Genomic DNA, 20292 nt, shown 5'->3' on the forward strand with positions numbered 1-20292 from the left:
AGGGAGATGCTGTCGCATCTCAAAAACTAGCCTTGTAAGGGGGGAATCAGCTTTTACCGCCTAGTCAGTTAAGCATATTTATAATCAATATCAATAAGAGTGGGAGCACCACATGGGTTTAAAGCCTATGTGGTGTTTTTGTATTTTAAGGAGGTTAAGATAAAATGGCACCAAGACGCTATGTAAGTAAGTTGAGACCAAGCGAGACAAATAGTTTGAAAGGATTATGGAGAGTCGGAGTTTTAACAAAAGAACAGATGAAAGAACACTTTAAAATTAACGATGCTCGATTGAAACAAATGGAGAATACACGCTTAATAAAAATCTATGAAGAAAAAATATATATAGATAAGAAAGGGATAAAAGAATGCGAGAAATTAGGAATGGGACATAGATACAGTAGCAATTTTAAAAACTTTCAACACGATCATAAACTTTCACAGGTGTATCTATCGTTTTCTGATAAAGGTAAGGAGAAGTGGATCACGGAGAAAGAATTACTGGAAGTTGCATCTCAAAGGCCGGAATATGAAGATTTTAAGGATAGAATGATTAACGCTCACGATAAAGGTAAGTTCCAGGCAACGCCAGATGCAGCCTACCTAACGGAAAGAGGAGTTATAGCTATCGAGATTACTACCAAAAATTACAGTGATCAAGATATCGAGCAAAAGGTAGAGTTCAGCCGAGAGTTTTTAGATGGTATTCATGTTTATTAACATTAACGAAAGGCTCTGTCTCATTTGACAAGGCCCTTATAGAAGAGGGAGGAAAAACTTTATGTATGAACCTAAAAAGGTGACAATACGAGATGTGCGACATAATAAAAATGTGCCAGCTGTTACTATGAATGCAGACATTATTAATATGAGTATTAAACCAAATCTTTACTTTTTCATTATGAAAGATTATCACAATTTCGTTTATCTGATCACGCATCACTTAAATTGTATGGTGAAAGCGCAATTTCGCCAGATTTTTGATTTAAGTGAAAGTCAAGCTCGTTATCGTTTGGATACACTTGTAAAAATGGATGAAGAAGAAAATATAAAAAAGAAAAAGCATGAAGTAGCTAAAAATAAAGAGTATTATTTTCTTGCCAAAAAGTTTTATAAGGGTAGTCATTGTATTTTCCCTATCTCTAGAGCGTTCAGCTACTCTGAGATCAACTTCTTAGATGAGAAAAAAGTGCGATTAGACTATAACCCCAAAGAGCAGAATATGCTTCGAGGTGTTATGAAAACAGAGTATTGGTTGAAATACAAGACCCTTCTGGTTAATGAGTTTGATTTTATTCCTAAGTTTCTTCCGAAAGAATTCGAACGAGCAACTCCGTTTGACTATCATATCAACTGTTTTTTTTGGATGATTAAAGAGCTACAGGAAGGGACTAAAAACAAGAGAAAGTATGCTGGGTTTAGGAGGAAAGTTAAAGCTAGCCAATCAATAATCGAGAAAGATGTTCCTTTAATTGATGGCAGTTTTGAAGAAAAGTTTAAGAGTGCTAGCATCGAGGCGAAAAAAAAGTATGTATCAAAAATAACCAGAGCAGCATTTGAGACATTAGAGAAAAGTGACGTATATGTAACTAAGGTAGTTCCGACAGAAAAAGGTAAAGGTTATTTTCAACCTGATTATGAGTTCCACATCGCAATATTCCACTTCCCAAACACATCTGCATCTCGCTACAACCACATTATAACTGCTTTACAACGAATCATTTGTTTTCAATGGATCTCAGTAAAACTAAAAATTCAAGTTCTTGCTTACTCTGATAAAACCAGAAATGAAGCATGTTATGCTTGGACTCAAGCTGTCAAAAGAAGAGAAGAAAGAACTGACAGGGTAAATTTAGAAAAGCGAGCAAGGAAATACTTTAATTACAAAGAAAAGCAACTCAAAAATGTAACAATGAATATAACAGAAAAGACTTTTCAATCATACTATAAAACATCTAACTTATATTGCAAGGAAGGTGAGATTGAATTTGTTGATTTAAAGGTAGACAGGTATTTTACCCATCATATAAATAGTGTGGGTGAGGGATTTGACCCTGGAGACATAGAATCTGAAGAATACGCTCTCTTACGAACTCACTAAGGTTGCAGAACGAGCTGTTCTGAAAATGCTCCTTAGGTACATTTATGGTAACGGTCCGTGTAGTATATCTGTTGGTATGGCGTAACCCGATAGTGTTCATCAGGCATTTAAAATACTGATTCACAATAATAAAAAGAATTTCGTAGTAGAGCGAGTAGATCTACTTTTCTTTTTATTTATTGTTAACGAGCCATTTGATCATAAAAAATAACATCGCTCTAAATGAACCATGTTTGAATAATCGCTTGATTATTAATTTTTGTTGAAATTCCTCTCCAGAGGACTTCACATTGCAAAAACAACCTCTCGGTCGTTAACAAAATAATCAATTAAAACTAATATAGTTATATTATATCATGTCTTTAATAAAAGAAAAAACCTGAATAGCACCTTAATAACTTCTTATCGACATCCTTTGTCAAGAAGTTATTAAGGTGCTATCGCTATGCTAATTTATTGTTATTACATTATAAAATGTTAGTAAACTAACGAAAACACCTCTGCGATTTACAGTGCTAAAAAGTGCTGATTTATATACAATGAAGCGACTGAACTAACTTTAAATTACCCTTTTCCATTTTAATTAATTCTGTTTTTGCTAGAGAGTAATCGTATCCAGTATTCATTTTCTTTTTGAACTGGAAATGTAATGTTTCTAGCTACACAAGGTCGTTTATTGGGGTTACGTGGTATAGGTAATTTACCTGGCATTTTCCTCACCTCCTTAAGACACATCATCACGCTTATTATTTTCTCCATATCTTCAGCTTGGGTTATCGCGAATTCCTTTATAATCTCATAATCAATTATTCCTGTTCCTCCTCACCTTTAGTTACTTTTTGTTGAAGGTATCTTTCAATTAATTCAATAGGAATAACGTCTAAGCTCTTTTTAACACCGATATTAAAAGTCAGCAATATTATTACCTTTTGAATGTCTTCATCAGAATATAAAAGTCGTCCATCATTACGGATAATTTCCCACTTTTCAGGAAGGTATTCTTGCATCATCTTATGATCGACTGATTGAGGTTCTAGTTTTAACTTTAACTTTTTTATTGTTCTCTCCTCTGTACATAAATATTCTGGATCATTCAGCACAATTTGTTCAATAAATTTATAAAGTTCCTGATCGGAGGCACTAGCTTTTAATAGAGCAGTTAATTCTTCCGCTTTTTTTTTGAATTCATCGCTACACATACTTTCACTTCCTAATCTTTTGTATTGTGAACTGTAATCAATTTGAAAATTGACCAATGAATTCTCGGAGGAATACCGAGGTAAGCGAGAGTCAACAGTTCAGTGGAGGCGGATACTATTTAATTGTACAAAATCATCAGGGTGAATTTAAAGCTTTTGTAATAAGATAATTCTTGTTGAATGCTATGGGTAGGTTAAAACAATTCTAATAAAAGGTTTATATCGACACGAAATTAGACAACTACTTTTAGGATTATATGAAATTTACTGTACTTTTTAAAAAATACAATAGAATTTGTTGACCGGTTACTATTAAATTGGTATGATTTATATGTACTTTAAAAAAAATACTTTTGAAGAGGGCGGGATATGAAACTTGAAGATATTGTAACAGTTAAAATTGGTAGAAACCTTTCCAGGGGAAACGATAAAAACGATCTATCATTAGTTGCTTATACATACGAGGATCTAATAAACGATTTAGAGGGCTTATTTCTAGACTCAAAAGAGACTTTTAATAATAATTCTAATCACATAGGCGGTTATTTGAGTAATGTTGGAGAGCTTGTTTTTAGCTTTGTAAGTTCTAAAGCTGGGATAGTGAGTGACATAAACCAAGGGAAAATCCTTAACCAAAATTTTGCGAAACTTATTATCGAACATGATGAATTGGAGAGTAGCTACTTATGTTATGTGTTGAATGAATCGTATGCAATGAAAAAGCAAATGGCCATTTCGATGCAAGGAAGCACTGTACCAAAATTAACACCGGCGATATTAAAAGAGTTGGAAATCAAGTTACCACCCCTTGAGAAGCAACGAACCATTGGAAAAGCTTATTTCTTCTTGAGAAAGCAGCAAGCGTTGGTAAAGCAACAAGCAAAGCTTGAAGAACAGCTGTATTTAGAAATGTTGAGAAAACTAGATCATTAGACTAATAAAAAGAAGTGGGGAATACAACATGGCAACGTTAAACCAAAAATTATTCAGTGCCGCAGACAACTTGCGAAGCAAGATGGATGCCTCCGAATACAAAAACTACTTATTGGGATTGATTTTTTACAAGTACTTATCGGATAGATTACTGGAAAAAGTGGTGGTCATAGCCGATGAGTCACTTGAGGAATACAATACCCAGGAAAAACAAACTCAATTATACAGGGGCTTGTATGAAGACGAAGAAATCAAAGGTGACCTGAACGAAACGTTGGTTGATACACTCGGTTATGATATTGTGCCAGGACACTTATTTAATGTATTAGCCGATCAGGCGAAACAAAACACGTTTCAATTAACGGACTTACATAAAGCATTTATGGATCTGGCAACCAAATACGATCAGTTTAATGGATTGTTTGATGATGTCGATCTGAAATCGAAAAAATTAGGATCGGATGATCAGCAGCGAAACATTACCATTACTGAGGTTCTGAAAAAGCTCAATCATGTGGACTTAATGGGGCATGGCGGTGATGTCATCGGGGATGCCTATGAATTCCTGATCAGTCAATTTGCATCAGAAGCTGGAAAGAAAGCAGGAGAATTCTACACGCCTCATGAAGTATCGGATATGATGGCACGTATTGCGGCGATGGGCCAGGAAGACAAAAAGTTGTTCAGCGTATTTGACCCCACCATGGGATCGGGTTCGTTGATGTTAAATATCAGGAACTACATCAACTACCCGGACAGCGTGAAGTATCACGGACAGGAATTGAATACCACCACCTTTAACCTGGCAAAAATGAACTTGATTTTGCATGGGGTGAATAAAGAAGATATGCGTGTACGTAATGGAGATACACTGAACAAGGACTGGCCAACAGATGAACCATATACGTTTGATTCTGTTTTAATGAATCCTCCGTATTCGGCAAAATGGTCAGCAGATGATACGTTTTTAGATGATTCTCGCTTTAACCGTTACGGAAAGCTAGCGCCAAAATCAAAAGCAGACTTTGCCTTCCTGTTACACGGGTTCTATCACTTGAAGGATTCCGGAACGATGGCCATCGTCTTGCCACATGGGGTCCTGTTCCGTGGGGCTGCAGAAGGTGTCATTCGGAAGAAGCTGTTGGAAGATGGAAGTATTGACGCGGTGATTGGCATGCCAGGAAACCTATTTTTTGGAACATCCATTCCAACAACCGTGATTATCCTGAAGAAAAATCGTGAAACGCGCGATGTTCTCTTTATCGATGCGAGTAAAGAGTTTGTTAAAGGAAAGAACCAAAACAAACTTTCTCATGAAAATCTGGATAAGATTGTCGATACGTACAGAAATCGAGAAAATGTAGAGAAGTATGCCCACGTTGCGAGCTTTGATGAGATTAAAGAGAATGAATTTAACTTAAACATACCTCGATACGTCGATACGTTTGAGGAAGAAGAAGAAGTGGATATGGCTGCGATTGGAGCAAGTATTAAAGGCATCCGAAAAGAAAAAAAAGAACTGGAATCTAGTCTATATGACATGATTTCATCATTACAATATGATGAAGAAAACGCTGAATGGATTAAAGGTGCATTAGAGGTGTTTAATCGTGGAAAGTAAGAAAAAACCTGAAATTCGTTTTTCAGAATTTAAAACAGATTGGATAGAGCGTAAGCTAGGGGATGTTTTAAAGGAACACAATGAATTGACAAAAGGAGATGTGTACCCAATTGCTACTTCATCAAGAAAAGGATTATTTCTCCAAACGGAGTATTTCAATGGAGAAAGAAGTGGAATAGATAGCACATTGGATTTTCATCTCGTTCCAGAAAACTATATTACGTACCGTCATATGTCTGATGACTCAACTTTCCATTTCAATAAAAATGATATGGGAACCCCTATTCTGGTCAGTAAAGAGTATCCGGTATTTACAACAAATGAAGAAGCAAATGATGAGTTTATTTTAAGAAATTTAAACTTTTCATCCAACTTTGCTAACTTTTCCCATATGCAAAAAAAAGGTGGCACTAGAGTCCGTTTGTATTACAAAGTTCTACAAACTTATAGGTTTTTTCTTCCCACAATTGATGAACAAACTAAAATCGGTAACTTTTTCAAACAACTAGACCAAACGATCACTCTTCATCAACAAGAACTAACCACTTTGAATCAAACCAAACAAGGATTCTTGCAAAAGATGTTTCCAAGAGAAGGCGAGTCTGTGCCAGAGGTTCGTTTTCCAGGTTTTACGGGGGATTGGGAAGTTCGTAAGTTGGGTGAAATGATGGATGTTACCTCTGTAAAGAGAATTCACCAATCAGATTGGAGGGAGAGCGGAGTTAGATTTTTAAGAGCAAGAGATATAGTGGCAGCTTCGAAAAATGAGGAACCAAGTGATTATTTGTATATATCAGTTGATAAATATAATGAATATTCTAAGTTATCAGGTGAAGTTACTCAAGGGGATTTGTTGGTAACTGGTGTTGGGTCAATTGGAGTGCCTATGTTAATTTCTGATGACAAACCTATCTACTTTAAAGATGGGAATATTATTTGGTTTAAAAATAATCAGACAATCCAAGGGGATTTCTTCTACTATTCTTTTATAAATAATAAAATCCAGAAGTACATACGTGATGTAGCTGGAATTGGGACTGTTGGGACTTATACAATTGATAGCGGAAAAAAAACACCAATCTCATTACCAAACTTTGAGGAACAAACCATTATTGGTAGATTTTTTAAACAACTAGACGAGACTATCGCTCTTCATTACCGTGAATTAGATGCCTTAAAAGAAACGAAAAAAGCATTTCTGCATAAGATGTTAGTTTAAATGGATAGAAAAGAGGGAGAAACGTGACGAAAATCGCTCATAATGATGAACTGGCAGTGGAACGTCGATTGATTGAAGTGCTGGGGGAAGGGCATAATCAGTGGAACTATCGTCCGGACTTAAAGTCGGAAGAAGACCTTTGGAAGAACTTACGCAAAATCATTACTCGAAATAACTTATCCGAAATAGGGGAACACCCCATTTCGGATAAAGAGTTTGAGACAATTAAGACCGAGTTGCTTTCTAAAACACAGACACCATTTGATGCTGCCAGGTGGCTGAAGGGGGAGAACGGAATTGCCCGCATAACGATTGAACGCGAAGAGGCATCTCTCGGTTCCATGTCATTAGTGTTGTATTCGAATCATGACATTGGTGGAGGCATCTCTACATACGAAATCGTTCACCAGATTGCGAAACAAAAGGTAAATGCGGATGGCCGTGATCGCCGGTTTGATGTAACACTTCTTATAAACGGGCTACCTATTGTTCAGATTGAATTGAAACAAGTCAGTGCCAAAGATGGCGTATTCCAGGCTTACAATCAAATCAAGAAATACGCGGAGGAAGGGATGTTTCGCAATAACATTTTTTCGACGCTTCAGCTCTTTGTGATCTCGAATGAACAGACGACGCGTTATTTTGCCAATGCGATGCCAAAAGATATGCATAAGAAATTCGTGTTTAGCTGGCGCACGACGGATAATCGAAAAGTAGAGAATCTGTATGAATTCGTCAAACAGGTCTTAAATATCCCGGATGCTCATCGACTGATCGCCAATTATACCATTGTCAGTGAAGATCAGGACAATAAAGCGCTAATGGTCTTGCATCCGTATCAAATTCACGCCATTGAAGCATTGTTCACTTCAGCGATGAAACACGAGTCAGGATTCGTATGGCATGCAACGGGTTCAGGGAAAACGCTAACGAGTTTTGTTTCTACGAAGCTATTAGCACGTAAACCGGGTGTGGATCGTACCATTATGATCATTGACCGGAAAGATTTGGACAATCAGACGACAACCGAGTTCACCAAATTCGCCTCCGAGTTCAATACGGGTATCTCGTCCGGTACGGCGAAGTCCAACAGCTTAATTGTGGGAACCGAGAGTTCAAAGAAGTTAAGTGAGACCCTTCTATCCGACAGCAATTCCAATACCGTCATTATCACGACGCGCCAAAAGCTGGAGGCTGCTTTGCGATTTGCTCAAAAACAGGAAGAAAAAAACGGATCTCAACGGTTCAAGAAGTTGATCGGGCAGCACATTGTATTCGTGGTGGATGAATGTCACAGGGCGCTAAGTGCAGAAGGAATGGAGGCCATCAAAGAATTTTTTCCGAACTCGACATGGTTTGGATTCACGGGGACACCGATCTTCAATGAAAATAAAAAACAAGCGAAGGGTCAGTTAGCTCGGACCACTCGTGACCAATATGGAGAAATTCTTCATACGTATACCATTAAAAACGCGTTAGAGGATGGTTCGGTTTTAGGGTTCCAAGTCGAACACGAAGATACGATTGAATCCACTTCCCTTTACAATTATATCTTTGAGCAACTGCGTCTAAATGAAAAATACGCAGACTGTACGGACGATGAGCTTAATGAAATGATCGATGGTATGGATGGGATAGAGAAAGAAACCTATATTCCAAACGCTTCGTTTGAAAGTGAAGAACATATTCATAAGGTTATCAATAAAATCTTCCGGCCGGATAACGCCTACACGAAATTTGATTTTGAAAATGGCCGTCCGCAAAAATCCGCCATTTTAACCACAAGTTCTATTGATATGGCCAAGCGATATTATCATACGATTAAAGCCATGACAAAAAATCCTGATTGGATTGAACATGAATTTTGGGGCCACCCGATCCGGAAAGGCCGCACGATAGAAGACCCTGACTTCCCTCGAATTGCGATCACCTATTCATTACAGGAAAATGAGGAAACCTCAAAAGAGACACAAGATGAAATGAACCAAATCATCAAAGAGTACAATGGTTATTATGATACAGCCTGGTCGATTGAAGATATCGAACGATACAATGGGGATATCAATAACCGCCTTGCCCGTAAAAAAGCAGAGTTCAAGGAGTTTGGGAAGCAGATCGACCTTGTGATCGTGGTGGATCGTTTATTGACGGGGTTTGATGCCCCGACCATCCAGACGTTATTTGTTGATCGGAACTTAAGCTATGCCAACTTGATTCAAGCGTTCTCCCGTACGAATCGAACCTATCCTGGTAAATCGAAGGGATTGATCGTCACATTCCGAAAACCTTCAACCATGGAACGAAACGTGCAGGATGCGACGAAGTTATACTCAAATAAAAACGATGAATCGAAGCTGGTGTATCCGACGTATGACGAATCCAAAAAACGCTTTAAAAAGGCCCACAAATCATTGCAAACGTTAGTGCCAAACCCTACAGATATTGATGAGCATTCTCCCCTTGAAAAACGAATCGAATTTGTAACAGCCTTTCAAGAGCTGAATAATGCGTTTGAAGCGTTAGTGACCTATGACGATTACAACGATGAGATGGAGAAATCAAAGGCCCTTCAAGAACAGGTGAAGACTTTGGAAGAGTATATTGGGGTGTACAACACGGTGAAAGGATCGCTCGTGGAAGAAGGTGGCGATGGCACGAACCCTGATTTCTCAGGCATCGAGTTTTATGGAGAAAATGCGATTAAGATCTATGATATAGACTCCACCTATATTGACCGTCTATTAGAAACGTACTCAGCCAATAATCAAGGGATCCGTGAAGAAATTGAAAAAGCCCTTCAAAAGTTGAATAAATCAGATATTGTGAAGAATGTATACCATACCATTTTAAATGGCATTGACTCCAAAGAGATTGATATAAAAGAAGATATCTTTGCAGTGAAAAGGCGCTTCTTCACCCAATCCTATCATAAAGCCATTGAAGAATTTGCGAACACTTGGTTTGTGGAGGGAAATGAGCTATATTCCTCTGCTGTTCAATATGAGATTGGCTCAGAGCCTATTCCGAATATTGGCGGGATCATCAATAGCAAGCAATTTGATAAGTTTAAAGCTATACATCCAGACGCAAAACCATTAAAATACGGACCAGAAATGAAGCGTCAGTGGAGAAAAACATTAGATCAAGTTATCATACCTTTGAATGAAGAATTGAGATAATACCTATATGAAATCATGAAATAAAGTGTCAAAACTTAAAAGTTATGACACTTTATTCTTTTTATACATTATAAAGGTATTAATAGGTATCATAACTTATAATTATATATCATGAGCGTTAAGTTGTAATTCTAAAGCTCTGTCTTATTCTTCTGTTACTTTTGTTTCTTTATTTATAAATTTCCAATAGAACGTCTCAATTGAGTTTTCGTGCCACTTTTCCATAATAAAATCACTCACATGGGATACTTCCTGATTTTTTCTTTTAGATTTTATCTCGAAGTAATCGTCTATATGAATTTTAATTGCTTTTAATAATTCATCACGGCTCATACTACATAATTCTTCATATTCTTTTTTAAATGGATGATATTCACTAATTTGTGGCCTATTCTCCCATTTCATTTATATACCTCATTTCATCTTTACTTAAAATCTTTAAGTGTTTTCCTATTATACAAGAGGGGATTTACAAATTGTATAGAATATTTTTAGTATACACTTATTGACGAGAGCTTAAAACTACTGGCAAAGTGATAAAGTAGGGAGGAAATAGACAAACTGAAGGACTCCTTTTGCAGGAGGACTATATAGAGAGAAGGGGATTGAATAGTGAAGTGCTTAAATTGTGATGTCAATTTTCATGAAACAGATATAGAAATTATGGAAGACTGGGATCTGCAGCTATGTGATGATTGTGAAGGTGAGCTCATTGAAAACAAGACAGGTTTATCTGAGTGGGAATTTCTTAAAAAAGAAATGACCATTCTCCATAAGGGCGATAACTTTCTTACAGCATTTTCAGCTGGAGAAGTAATAAAAAAGATGAAGTCTTTGGAAAGAAGAAGTCTTAATAAGTGAAAGTAATCTCATAAAGTTCCTGCATATAAGAGTTGCATGTTCAGCATAGGAAAATCCTTTTGATTTGGTTTTCTTTTCATTAAGTGAACCTTATCGGTCAATCTGCTTTATGGATCTTCTCCGGATTATTAAGTGGCTATCCCGGTGGCTAAAAGAAATTTAATTCTACTCCCTGTTCTAAGCAATATTCGTTCTAAGGGCAAGATATTAATAATCTCTTTTAATGTCAAGAATTTGATTAACCCTCATAATAATTAAACTTAATTAATGTTTCAATATCATCTAAAGAATCAATACATCTAGCTACTTGTTTTACTGAATCTTCTTTTGAGATTTTCCCATCTTGGAGTGATAGTCCTAGGTTAATCAACTGTTCCTTTAATATTAAAAGTTCTCCTTTAAATGCAAATGTGTTGATTATATCCATACAAATTCACCTGCTATATAGTTAATTAAAGTCAGTGTTTATTGCTTTCTTTTTATTGTTTCCATAACCCTAAATAAAATGTCAATATGTAGTTGAACAAAACCACCATGGCTTCTCTACATAGATAAATGGGAATTGGACAATACATTCTTTATACGTACATAGTAGAAAGCTTGCAACATGATAAAATTATGTCATGGTGCAAAGCTTTCATTAACTCGGTTAACAAACGCGTTTTCTTATCCTGAGAAAGGTTAGAGTGAATGATATTTTCGTATTCTTGGATTAAATTTTTTCACTCATGGGTCTCCATCCTTAGGACAATTATTATTTATAGGCAATTGTCATACCGAGGGCATCAAAGTCCAGTTTTTTTACTTTGATTATGTTTATATAGTCATTTCCAACATGCTCTTTTGAAAATGAAGCCTTTATGATGGAAAAATCTTCTTTTCGGAAATATTCAGTATAGAAATACATATGAATAAACTTGAAAGAGTGGTGGTCACGAATTTTATAACTGAAGGTTTTAACGGGAATCATATCAACAATATCCTCAATTTGTTTTGAGAAATCTTCGGATGTCAGCTCTTCCAATGCTTTAAAATCAAAGTCATACCCTAACAGTTCGAATTCACTCTTTAAGAAAAATCGATTTTCGCTTTTACTGGTGAAAATATTATCTTTTTCCTTTGTTAAATCGATATTGGGCTTTTCTTGAGTTCGATCAATAACCCATGTCTTCCCGATTTTTTTAGCCCTGATTTTACCTTCAGCACAAAGGTTCTTAATATAACCAGCAGATAGATCCCATTTTTCTGCAGCCTCTTCAACCCCAATTACATTCTCTAACATATTGTTTCCTCCTTTACATGCGTTATCACATTCTTTAATTATATACCAATGTGTGCGTTATCGCATTTAAAGAGTAATTTTAAATATTTTCATTTATTTTATAAACGACCCTATTGGGATACTGAAAACTTTGAATCCTTTGCTATTTATTCAATGCTCGGATTGAGTAGACACTATTGAAATCTTTTCTTAAGAACCAAATAAAAGAATAACATAACTCCAAATAGTAATAAGCATAAGTCATTGTATTTTACTTATAGAGATATTCAAAAAGGAAACATTTATCCTTGAAAATTCACAAGTTGTGTTTAGAATTTTCCTTTAAGCACCATAATTAATGAAGATAACCTTTTAAGGATGGTAGCTATGGCAATTTTCTTATTAAAGGAAAATAGATTATTGATAGATGAGCTTTATCAGTTGCTCTTTAAAGACTTTAAACATTCTTCTGTATCTATTAATTGGGAATATTATATATGTAGAGAAAGAGAGATTTTTCAAAAAGATATTCTGGAAAGAATGGCAGGAAAACAAGTATTCTCACCGTTTAATTCTGCAGAAGAGAAAATCACAGGATCCAACGAATTCCTTAGAGTATGGCATAAAGAATTTAATGAGCAACTTGGTATAAAGCCCAATAACTATAGTAATGGTTCTCAACAATATGCTGTTTTTAAATGCCCTATTCAAGACTCAAACCACCCTCCTTATATAAAGCAAATATTCCAAGTGTTTACTCATGACCAAGATTGCCCCTATTGTAGTTCTTTTCATCATTGTATATCTAATTCTTTCGGATATCATTTTCCTGAAGCAGCTCGCTTATGGGTGTTCGAAGAAAAGGATTTAACCCCTTTCCATGTAGGTAAAAAGGCATCAAATCTTGTTACTTGGTTATGTGGAGATTGTAAAAAGGAGAGTATTGCGGCAAGGGTCGGAGAATATGATTCTATACGTTTTTGTGAAGAGTGTAAGCCTAAGAATAGAAAAAAGAAAGAGATAAAACTCGGAGAAATTAGTCCGCGTTTAAATAGTTTCTATGATCAAACATGGATGAAACTTAGAAGAGAGGGAACAATAGATTGGGAAATATTATTCTTTAAAGAGAAAGAACTGAAAAAAGAAGATTTACTAGAGAGTATTAAGAGGGTACCACAACGAATTAAAGGATTGCAGCCTCTTATCCAAACTCATAAAAAGCTTGTAGAGGGCGAGTGGAACTTTGAAATAAATGATGCTATAGGAATAACACCTGATAACATATCTGCTGGAAGTAGCCAGATAGTTGCTTTTACTTGCGATAACCCAACCCATCCTCCGTATGAGACAAAAATATCATTGAAAACAAACCCCTCAACTAGTAACGGCTGTCCTTATTGTCATGGTACAAGAAGATGTTTATCAAACTCATTTGGGTATCAACACCCCTACATTGCTCTAACTTGGTCTGAAAAAAATAAAAGTGAGGTTACTCCTTTAATAATAGCATCAGGAAACAATAAAAAGTTCTTTTTCAAATGTCCGGAGTGCGAAAATGAAGAATGGTTAGTATCACCATATAATAGAAAGAAACGCATTGTATGTCCTAATTGTAATAGATGGTCTCAGGGATCATTTGCAGAGACCGCCTTTTACTTTTACTTTAAAGTGGTTTATCCAGAAAGCGAAAAGAAAAAAATGTTAATAGATGATAATGTATGTGAGATAGATATTTATGTTCAAAATTTAAAATTCGGAATTGATTATTTGGGTGAGTATTACCATAAAAATAAGAAGGCAGAAGATGAGAAGAGGCAAGGATTAATAAGAAGGGAAAAAATTGATTTGATAACAATACGAGAATCTGAAAAAAATAACTCGTATTTAGAGGATAAGATGAACTTTATCCATTACGTTTCTAAGGGGATTGGAAGTAAAGAATTCCATGATTCATTAGATGAGTGCATTATTAGGTCTTTTGCGTATTTATGTGAAAGAGGGGAAGAACTGGACCTCATTCAATTAAGAAGAATCGTTAATACAAAATTAGATATGTATAATATTCTAACACTTTTACTTGTAAGAGTTGAGAATAACATCTTTGTAACCCACCCCCATCTAGCCAAAGCATGGGATTACCACACAAACAATCAGATAAACCTTAAGCCAGAGTATTTTTCTTACGGTTCAAACATTACTGTTTCTTGGAAAATTAAAGGTGGTAGTTCTGTTAAGAGGACAATTAAGTATATATGTGGGCTCAGTAAAGAAAAATTAAAAAGTATAGGTTACTTATCAAGCTGAAACTAATCTTTATCCGTTAAAATATAATAAATGTCTAAGTACTTTCTGCTTAGACATTTAAGTGTTTTCAACAATAGGTGGGAATTGAGATTAATTACATCACTTATAAACTCTGTAAATGGTTAAACCAGTGGATTTAAAGTTGTTAGGATTAGCAAGTATTGTTCTTTATTTATTATAAAGAAAGGATAGATCCCTCAAGTTTTATTCAGAAATGTTTACTTTTTTATCAAAATTGGTTAATATATACATATAAACCTGTTTATTCGCAACATAACAAACGGTGAAAGCGTTTACTTATAGGTTTTTTAGAATACCTATTAAGGAGGGGGAAACATGAGCAGGAGAGCAACTGACCTTGCTATGTATTTTATTAAAAATAACTATGACTATCCCCGCAATACATTTGACGGCAATATGAAGCTTCAGAAAATGCTTTATTTCTCTCAATTAATACACATGGCTAGAAAAGGAGAAAAGCTTTTTCCTGATAATATGTATGCTTTTAAAAACGGTACAGTCATAGATAATGTTAGGCAAGTATACCAATACAATAATGACTACATGATTATTGAGTCATTAAATTCTAATACTAATTTTGAGCAGGAGGAGCTTGAATCAATTAAACTGGCTGAAAAAGTTTTTGGTCATTTGGATGCTGAAACTTTATCCGAATTAAATCATCAACAATATAGTTGGCAAGTATCGTATGAGAATTCAAAGGATACGTATTCCAATTACCATCACAAAGAGCGTAGTATAATTGATGAAGAACTCATTAGAGAATATGATTTAAATAAAGTCAGTGATATTTTAGCTGTTATTAGTGAAGAAGATAGTAGTGAAGAGTATGAGATAGTTAACGGCATAAAGTTTTATTATGATCCAGAATTGATTTCTATTGATGATAAACTTATTGAAACATTGCAGAGCTTTCATGGTGACGAAGAGGCTTATTCTATTTGTTTCGATGAAGACAATGGATACATGATTTATTGATGAATATTCAAAAAGGTCAAGGATTAAAGCTATGCCTAGATTTTGCTGATGGCCAAGAGTGCACTTATCCCCGTACTTTTCTTGTGTTGGATGCAGATCAAAGTACATCACAACTATCTCTCCTTAATATTTCTTCTATAAAAGGAAAAGAGCATAAATTACTCTTTTCTTCTAATGAAAGGATTATTCTTTATAATCCACCGTTTTATTTAGCTAGTTTTGTTAAACTAGACGCGCAGTACACTATTGATTACTTTACTGACCTTGATAGCACTATAATGGCTAAAGGGAAAGCTTTGGATCCTGAAGAGTTTCAAAGAATAGAGCAAAGATATATTGATTTCCTTACCCTTAACGAAATTAGTAGTGTATATTACGAAGCATCTCGCGTTAAGGAGTTTAATGGAATAACCTGAAACTTCTGTACTACTTTAAGAATTCTTGGTTATGCAGGGTGAATCTTTAAATCATACTTTCTTTAGCAGTAGAAATAACATTGTAAATGATTTAATAATGTACTTTAGTGAAAAACCCAGACCTAATTGGCTCTGGGTTTTTGATTCTCTATTGACTTTTTATTCTCTAAAGAAGCGAGAGGTAATTAAGTTGCGCGCTTCACTGTCTAAAGATGTGCCGATTTTGTGCCGAAACAGTTTGATAAAATACAATAAACTTTGAAAAACGCAATTAGGAAAACATTGATAAGACAGTTACTTTGATTTCAATTCAAGCAATACGATCATTAAAGTTAATCAAGTTCGAAATGGAAGGTTCTATCGGTTAATAATCAATCAAACTCCCCTGATGAGTCATCAGGGGAGTTTTTTTCTGGTTCCAATCCCCACAATTTTTCCGCGATGAATCCAAAGATAAGAATTTCCATTTCCCTTATGATAAAATGGACATGTTCATAATAAAGTAGGTGAATGCTGATGATATACATAGGCGTTACAGGGTGGGGAGATCATGATACCCTCTATGAGAATGTTTCCCCCAGGGACAAATTAAAGGAATACGGAGCTCATTTCCCCATTGTGGAGGTGGACACGACGTTTTATGCTGTCCAGCCAATTCGAAACGCGGAGAAGTGGGTAAAGGAAACACCAGAGGACTTTAAATTTATTGTAAAAGCATACCAGGGAATGACAGGTCATCAGCGTGGTGAAATCCCTTTTGAAACAAAGGAAGAGATGTTCAGAGCTTTTAAAGAGTCCCTTGCTCCATACACGAATGCAGGGAAACTGGCAATGGTCCTCCTTCAATTCCCACCATGGTACGATTGTAAAAAAAAAGAGAATGTCGATTATATACGGTATTGCAGGGAGCAATTGAAAGATCTTCCTGTATCACTTGAATTCCGCAATCAGAGCTGGTTCAGGTCCGAGTATCGGGACAAGACTTTGGCCTTCATGAAAAAGGAAGGGTGGATCCACAGTATTTGTGATGAACCCCAGGCAGGTGAAGGATCCGTGCCGCGGGTGCTGGAAGCGACGCATGAAGATGCCACTCTCATCCGGTTTCACGGCAGGAATCTCTATGGGTGGAATAAACCGAATGGCGAAGATTGGCGGGAGGTCCGCTATTTATATCGCTATAATCGTGCTGAGCTCGAGGAATGGATCCCCCATCTCCATCATTTGCACGAAAGCTCTAAGGATCTTTATATCCTTTTTAACAATAATTCAGGTGGAGACGCGGCTGATAATGCGAAAGAATTGATTGAATTATTGGGGCTTGAGTATGAAGGACTTGCCCCGAAGCAGCTGGATTTATTTTAGCCGACAGGAGATGAAAGGCAGATGGAATGGATTGTTCTTCTATCAATTGGGCTTTTGGCAGGTGCGATAGGATCACTGGTCGGTTTAGGCGGTGGTGTGATCATTGTACCGGCCCTGATTTATTTTGGTACATATACAAGCCTGGTAGAAGGGATGAACCCGCAGACCGCTGTGGGTACTTCACTGGTCATCATGATATTTACAGGGTTATCTTCCACCCTTGCATATTTAAAGCATAAAACCGTCGATTATAAAAGCGGATTGATCTTCTTTGTTGGGAGCGGACCCGGGTCGATACTTGGAGCCTGGGTGAACAAGGGGTTGAATATGGAAAGCTTTAATCTTTATTTCGGCATTTTCATGATAGTGGTGGCCCTTATTCTGATGATCAGGAATAAATTAAAGCCTATAGAAAAATTCAGGGATGCATCTTTTCAGAGGGAATTTACCGATCCAAGTGGAGAAACCTTCCGGTATGGATATCCTCCGGCACTTGGAGTATTGATCGCCTTTGTTGTGGGGTTTACATCGGGGTTGTTCGGCATTGGCGGCGGCTCTCTCATGGTCCCTGCCATGATTCTGATTTTTCTTTTCCCGCCCCATGTGGCTGTTGCAACATCGATGTTTATGATTTTCCTTTCGGCATTGGTGAGCTCGGGAACACATGTGTTGTTCGGGAATGTCAAATGGCTGTATGCGCTGGCTCTGATTCCGGGAGCCTGGATCGGGGCAAAGGCCGGGGCATATATCAATACGAAGCTCGAGTCCAAAGTATTGGTGAGCGTTTTGAGGATTATTTTGATTTTAATTGGTATTCGATTGATTTATCAAGGAATGACAGGATAACATTCCTCCAATAGGAGTGAACGATTTATGGGAGAAACCATTCATATTTATCATACGAACGATCTTCACAGTCACTTTGAGAACTGGCCAAGAATAAGGGATTTTTTAAAACGGAGAAAACAGAAGCATGTGAATGACGGAGAGTCTGTGTATCTATTTGATATCGGTGATCATGTGGACCGCTGGCATCCATTGACAGAAGCGACGTTAGGAAAAGGGAACGTCAAGTTATTAAATGAAGCCGGGTTCGACGCTGTAACAATCGGAAACAATGAAGGGATCACATTGGATTATGATGATTTAAACAGTCTGTATGACAGTGCCCGGTTTGATGTGATTGTAGGAAACCTGTTCGATCGTTCCTCACGGCGTCCAGGATGGGTGGAGACTTACCGGATATATGAGACCGGCAGTGGTATGAGGATTGGCGTCCTAGGTTTAACGGCCTATTTCAAACCATTTTATAAAGCTCTCGGCTGGAACATTACCTCCCCTTTGGCTGAACTGAAGAAGTTGGTTCAGGAGGTTCGCCAAAGCGTCGATATGATCATACTCCTTTCCCATCTGGGGATAAGGGATGATGAGATGATCGGGGAACAATTCCCTGAAATAGACGTTATCCTTGGTGCCCATACTCACCATGTCTTGCCTCAGGGGAAAGAGGTGAATGGCACCATGCTCGGTGCTGCAGGAAAATATGGTCATTATGTCGGTCATATCACAATCGAGGTGGATACAGCCACCAAGCAGGTCATGGAAAAGAAGGCACGACTATATGAGCAGGGGGAACTTCCGGCTGTTGTGAAGGAAGCGGAGGAAAGAGATCAATGGATCCGGAAAGGGGAGGAGTTATTAAAGCAGGAAGTGACCTGCCTGACAAACGCTTTCCCGGTTGACTGGTTTCAGGCGTCCCCGCTTCCTGAAGTGCTTTGTGATGCACTAATGGAGTGGTGTGGAGCTGATTGCGGTTTCCTAAATGCGGGTCTTCTCATAGAGGGACTTGACGAAGGAATGGTGACAAAGCAGGATTTGCATCGCATCCTTCCCCACCCGATCAACCCCTGCATGATCCGAGTGAAGGGAGCCGAGCTGAAGGAAATCATTAAGCAGACTCTTAATGAGGACTGGCCGCATCTTGAAGTGAAAGGACTTGGTTTCAGAGGGAAAGTGATGGGAAGGTTCGTGTATTCGAATATCTACTTTGAAGACCATGACATCTTCATCGGAAACGGTCCGATCGAGTCCGGGAAGATATACAAGCTGGCCCTGCCGGATATGTTTACATTCGGCCACTTCTTTCCGGACCTACAGAGGCTCGAGAAGAAGTACTTTATGCCGGAATTTTTACGGGATGTCCTCGAATGGAAATTGAAACAGTAAATGTCTCACCGTTTCCACACTCATGACATACATATGAGTGAAGGGAGCGATGAAACATGATGAATGTATCTCCGATTACCATTGGGGGACATACCTTTACAGCGATTTCTGTTGCACTTCCGAAAACCAATCTCCTCGTCGTGACGAGTGAAAAAGGATATATAATGTGTGGGGCACTTGATGTTGCGCTGCTCAATGAAAAATTAAAGGACAGGGGGATCATCGCTGGAAGAGCGGTTGGTGTGAAAACCATCGATCAGCTCCTCGATGCGCCGCTGGAGTCCGTTACCTACGAAGCAGCGAATCTCGGCATCCACACGGGAATGGCCGGAAAGGACGCGCTGTTGAAAATGATATAGACATGAGAATGACCAGTACTCATTATTGAGTGGCTGGTCTTTATTTTTGAGGGAGTGATTGCGTCATTTTAAGAATTATTGCGTCAAAATCGATAGTAAAGTAATTGCGTCAATTAACAAAATAAGGTAACAAAAATCCTCTTCAGCCGGCACGCGACACCTTCATAAAATTCATCTGAACCCTTCGATATTCTTTCATGAATATATAAACAAATACACCTTGCAAGCTCCTTTTTATCCTTTATAATGGAGA

Annotated in this window: 19 protein-coding genes; 14 read left to right on the top strand and 5 right to left on the bottom strand. The window is 37.2% G+C overall.

What is annotated here, in order from left to right; all coding sequences use genetic code 11:
• Positions 1 to 164: 164 nt before the first annotated feature.
• Complete coding sequence (locus ACSQ2E_RS03635) at positions 165 to 719, top strand: hypothetical protein (protein WP_435989393.1); 555 nt, start codon at positions 165 to 167, stop codon at positions 717 to 719.
• A 61-nt stretch (positions 720 to 780) separates the two neighbouring features.
• Positions 781 to 2100: a hypothetical protein gene (locus ACSQ2E_RS03640; RefSeq protein WP_435989394.1), complete on the top strand. Its 1320-nt coding sequence runs from the start codon at positions 781 to 783 to the stop codon at positions 2098 to 2100.
• A gap of 579 nt (positions 2101 to 2679) precedes the next feature.
• Here ACSQ2E_RS03640 and ACSQ2E_RS03645 read toward each other — a convergent pair.
• Together ACSQ2E_RS03645 and ACSQ2E_RS03650 are read right to left on the bottom strand one after the other, a co-directional pair.
• Positions 2680 to 2811: a hypothetical protein gene (locus ACSQ2E_RS03645; RefSeq protein WP_435989395.1), complete on the bottom strand. Its 132-nt coding sequence runs from the start codon at positions 2809 to 2811 to the stop codon at positions 2680 to 2682.
• Between the two features lie 95 nt (positions 2812 to 2906).
• Positions 2907 to 3299, bottom strand: a complete 393-nt coding sequence (locus ACSQ2E_RS03650) for a hypothetical protein (protein ID WP_435989396.1) — start codon at positions 3297 to 3299, stop codon at positions 2907 to 2909.
• 369 nt (positions 3300 to 3668) lie between these two features.
• Between ACSQ2E_RS03650 and ACSQ2E_RS03655 the strand changes: the two genes are divergently transcribed.
• Genes ACSQ2E_RS03655 through ACSQ2E_RS03670 form a run of 4 tightly spaced genes read left to right on the top strand, consistent with a single transcriptional unit; the run spans position 3669 to position 10251 of the window.
• Entirely contained in the window at positions 3669 to 4232 is a 564-nt protein-coding gene (locus tag ACSQ2E_RS03655) for a restriction endonuclease subunit S (protein ID WP_435989397.1), read from the top strand.
• Between the two features lie 28 nt (positions 4233 to 4260).
• Positions 4261 to 5853 (top strand): type I restriction-modification system subunit M, encoded by a 1593-nt coding sequence (locus ACSQ2E_RS03660; protein ID WP_435989398.1) that lies wholly within the window; start codon positions 4261 to 4263, stop codon positions 5851 to 5853.
• Positions 5843 to 7072 carry a restriction endonuclease subunit S gene (locus ACSQ2E_RS03665; protein WP_435989399.1) on the top strand — a complete coding sequence of 410 codons (1230 nt, stop codon included), beginning with the start codon at positions 5843 to 5845 and terminating at the stop codon, positions 7070 to 7072. Before ACSQ2E_RS03660 ends, ACSQ2E_RS03665 begins: the two co-directional genes overlap by 11 nt.
• Before the next feature lie 23 nt (positions 7073 to 7095).
• Positions 7096 to 10251, top strand: a complete 3156-nt coding sequence (locus tag ACSQ2E_RS03670; RefSeq protein ID WP_435989400.1) for a type I restriction endonuclease subunit R — start codon at positions 7096 to 7098, stop codon at positions 10249 to 10251.
• Between the two features lie 144 nt (positions 10252 to 10395).
• Here the strand turns inward: ACSQ2E_RS03670 and ACSQ2E_RS03675 are convergent, their stop codons facing one another.
• Positions 10396 to 10656 (bottom strand): hypothetical protein, encoded by a 261-nt coding sequence (locus ACSQ2E_RS03675; RefSeq protein ID WP_435989401.1) that lies wholly within the window; start codon positions 10654 to 10656, stop codon positions 10396 to 10398.
• Between the two features lie 207 nt (positions 10657 to 10863).
• On the opposite strand from ACSQ2E_RS03675, the gene ACSQ2E_RS03680 reads away from it, so the two are divergent.
• Positions 10864 to 11112, top strand: coding sequence for a hypothetical protein (locus ACSQ2E_RS03680; RefSeq protein WP_435989402.1), 249 nt, complete (start codon positions 10864 to 10866; stop codon positions 11110 to 11112).
• 238 nt (positions 11113 to 11350) lie between these two features.
• Here the strand turns inward: ACSQ2E_RS03680 and ACSQ2E_RS03685 are convergent, their stop codons facing one another.
• Together ACSQ2E_RS03685 and ACSQ2E_RS03690 are read right to left on the bottom strand one after the other, a co-directional pair.
• The gene (locus ACSQ2E_RS03685; protein ID WP_435989403.1) at positions 11351 to 11539 is read right to left on the bottom strand and encodes a hypothetical protein; all 189 of its coding nucleotides are present in this window, start codon (positions 11537 to 11539) and stop codon (positions 11351 to 11353) included.
• Positions 11540 to 11866: 327 nt separating this feature from the next.
• Positions 11867 to 12394 (bottom strand): hypothetical protein, encoded by a 528-nt coding sequence (locus ACSQ2E_RS03690; protein WP_435989404.1) that lies wholly within the window; start codon positions 12392 to 12394, stop codon positions 11867 to 11869.
• A gap of 366 nt (positions 12395 to 12760) precedes the next feature.
• Between ACSQ2E_RS03690 and ACSQ2E_RS03695 the strand changes: the two genes are divergently transcribed.
• The 7 genes from ACSQ2E_RS03695 to ACSQ2E_RS03725 all read left to right on the top strand — a co-directional run bounded on the left by ACSQ2E_RS03695 (position 12761) and on the right by ACSQ2E_RS03725 (position 20039).
• The gene (locus tag ACSQ2E_RS03695; protein WP_435989405.1) at positions 12761 to 14677 is read left to right on the top strand and encodes a zinc-ribbon domain-containing protein; all 1917 of its coding nucleotides are present in this window, start codon (positions 12761 to 12763) and stop codon (positions 14675 to 14677) included.
• Positions 14678 to 15013: 336 nt separating this feature from the next.
• Positions 15014 to 15676 carry a Panacea domain-containing protein gene (locus ACSQ2E_RS03700; RefSeq protein WP_435989406.1) on the top strand — a complete coding sequence of 221 codons (663 nt, stop codon included), beginning with the start codon at positions 15014 to 15016 and terminating at the stop codon, positions 15674 to 15676.
• Positions 15673 to 16092 carry a hypothetical protein gene (locus tag ACSQ2E_RS03705; protein ID WP_435989407.1) on the top strand — a complete coding sequence of 140 codons (420 nt, stop codon included), beginning with the start codon at positions 15673 to 15675 and terminating at the stop codon, positions 16090 to 16092. The genes ACSQ2E_RS03700 and ACSQ2E_RS03705 overlap by 4 nt, the downstream gene beginning before the upstream one ends.
• 516 nt (positions 16093 to 16608) lie before the next feature.
• Entirely contained in the window at positions 16609 to 17454 is an 846-nt protein-coding gene (locus tag ACSQ2E_RS03710) for a DUF72 domain-containing protein (protein ID WP_435989408.1), read from the top strand.
• 21 nt (positions 17455 to 17475) lie between these two features.
• Positions 17476 to 18300 carry a sulfite exporter TauE/SafE family protein gene (locus ACSQ2E_RS03715; RefSeq protein WP_435989409.1) on the top strand — a complete coding sequence of 275 codons (825 nt, stop codon included), beginning with the start codon at positions 17476 to 17478 and terminating at the stop codon, positions 18298 to 18300.
• Positions 18301 to 18327: 27 nt separating this feature from the next.
• Positions 18328 to 19680, top strand: a complete 1353-nt coding sequence (locus ACSQ2E_RS03720; RefSeq protein WP_435989410.1) for a bifunctional metallophosphatase/5'-nucleotidase — start codon at positions 18328 to 18330, stop codon at positions 19678 to 19680.
• A gap of 56 nt (positions 19681 to 19736) precedes the next feature.
• The gene (locus ACSQ2E_RS03725; RefSeq protein ID WP_435989411.1) at positions 19737 to 20039 is read left to right on the top strand and encodes a YunC family protein; all 303 of its coding nucleotides are present in this window, start codon (positions 19737 to 19739) and stop codon (positions 20037 to 20039) included.
• Positions 20040 to 20292 lie beyond the last annotated feature (253 nt).

Source organism: Rossellomorea sp. LjRoot5 (genome assembly GCF_964253455.1).
Classification (GTDB): Bacteria; Bacillota; Bacilli; order Bacillales; family Bacillaceae_B; genus Rossellomorea.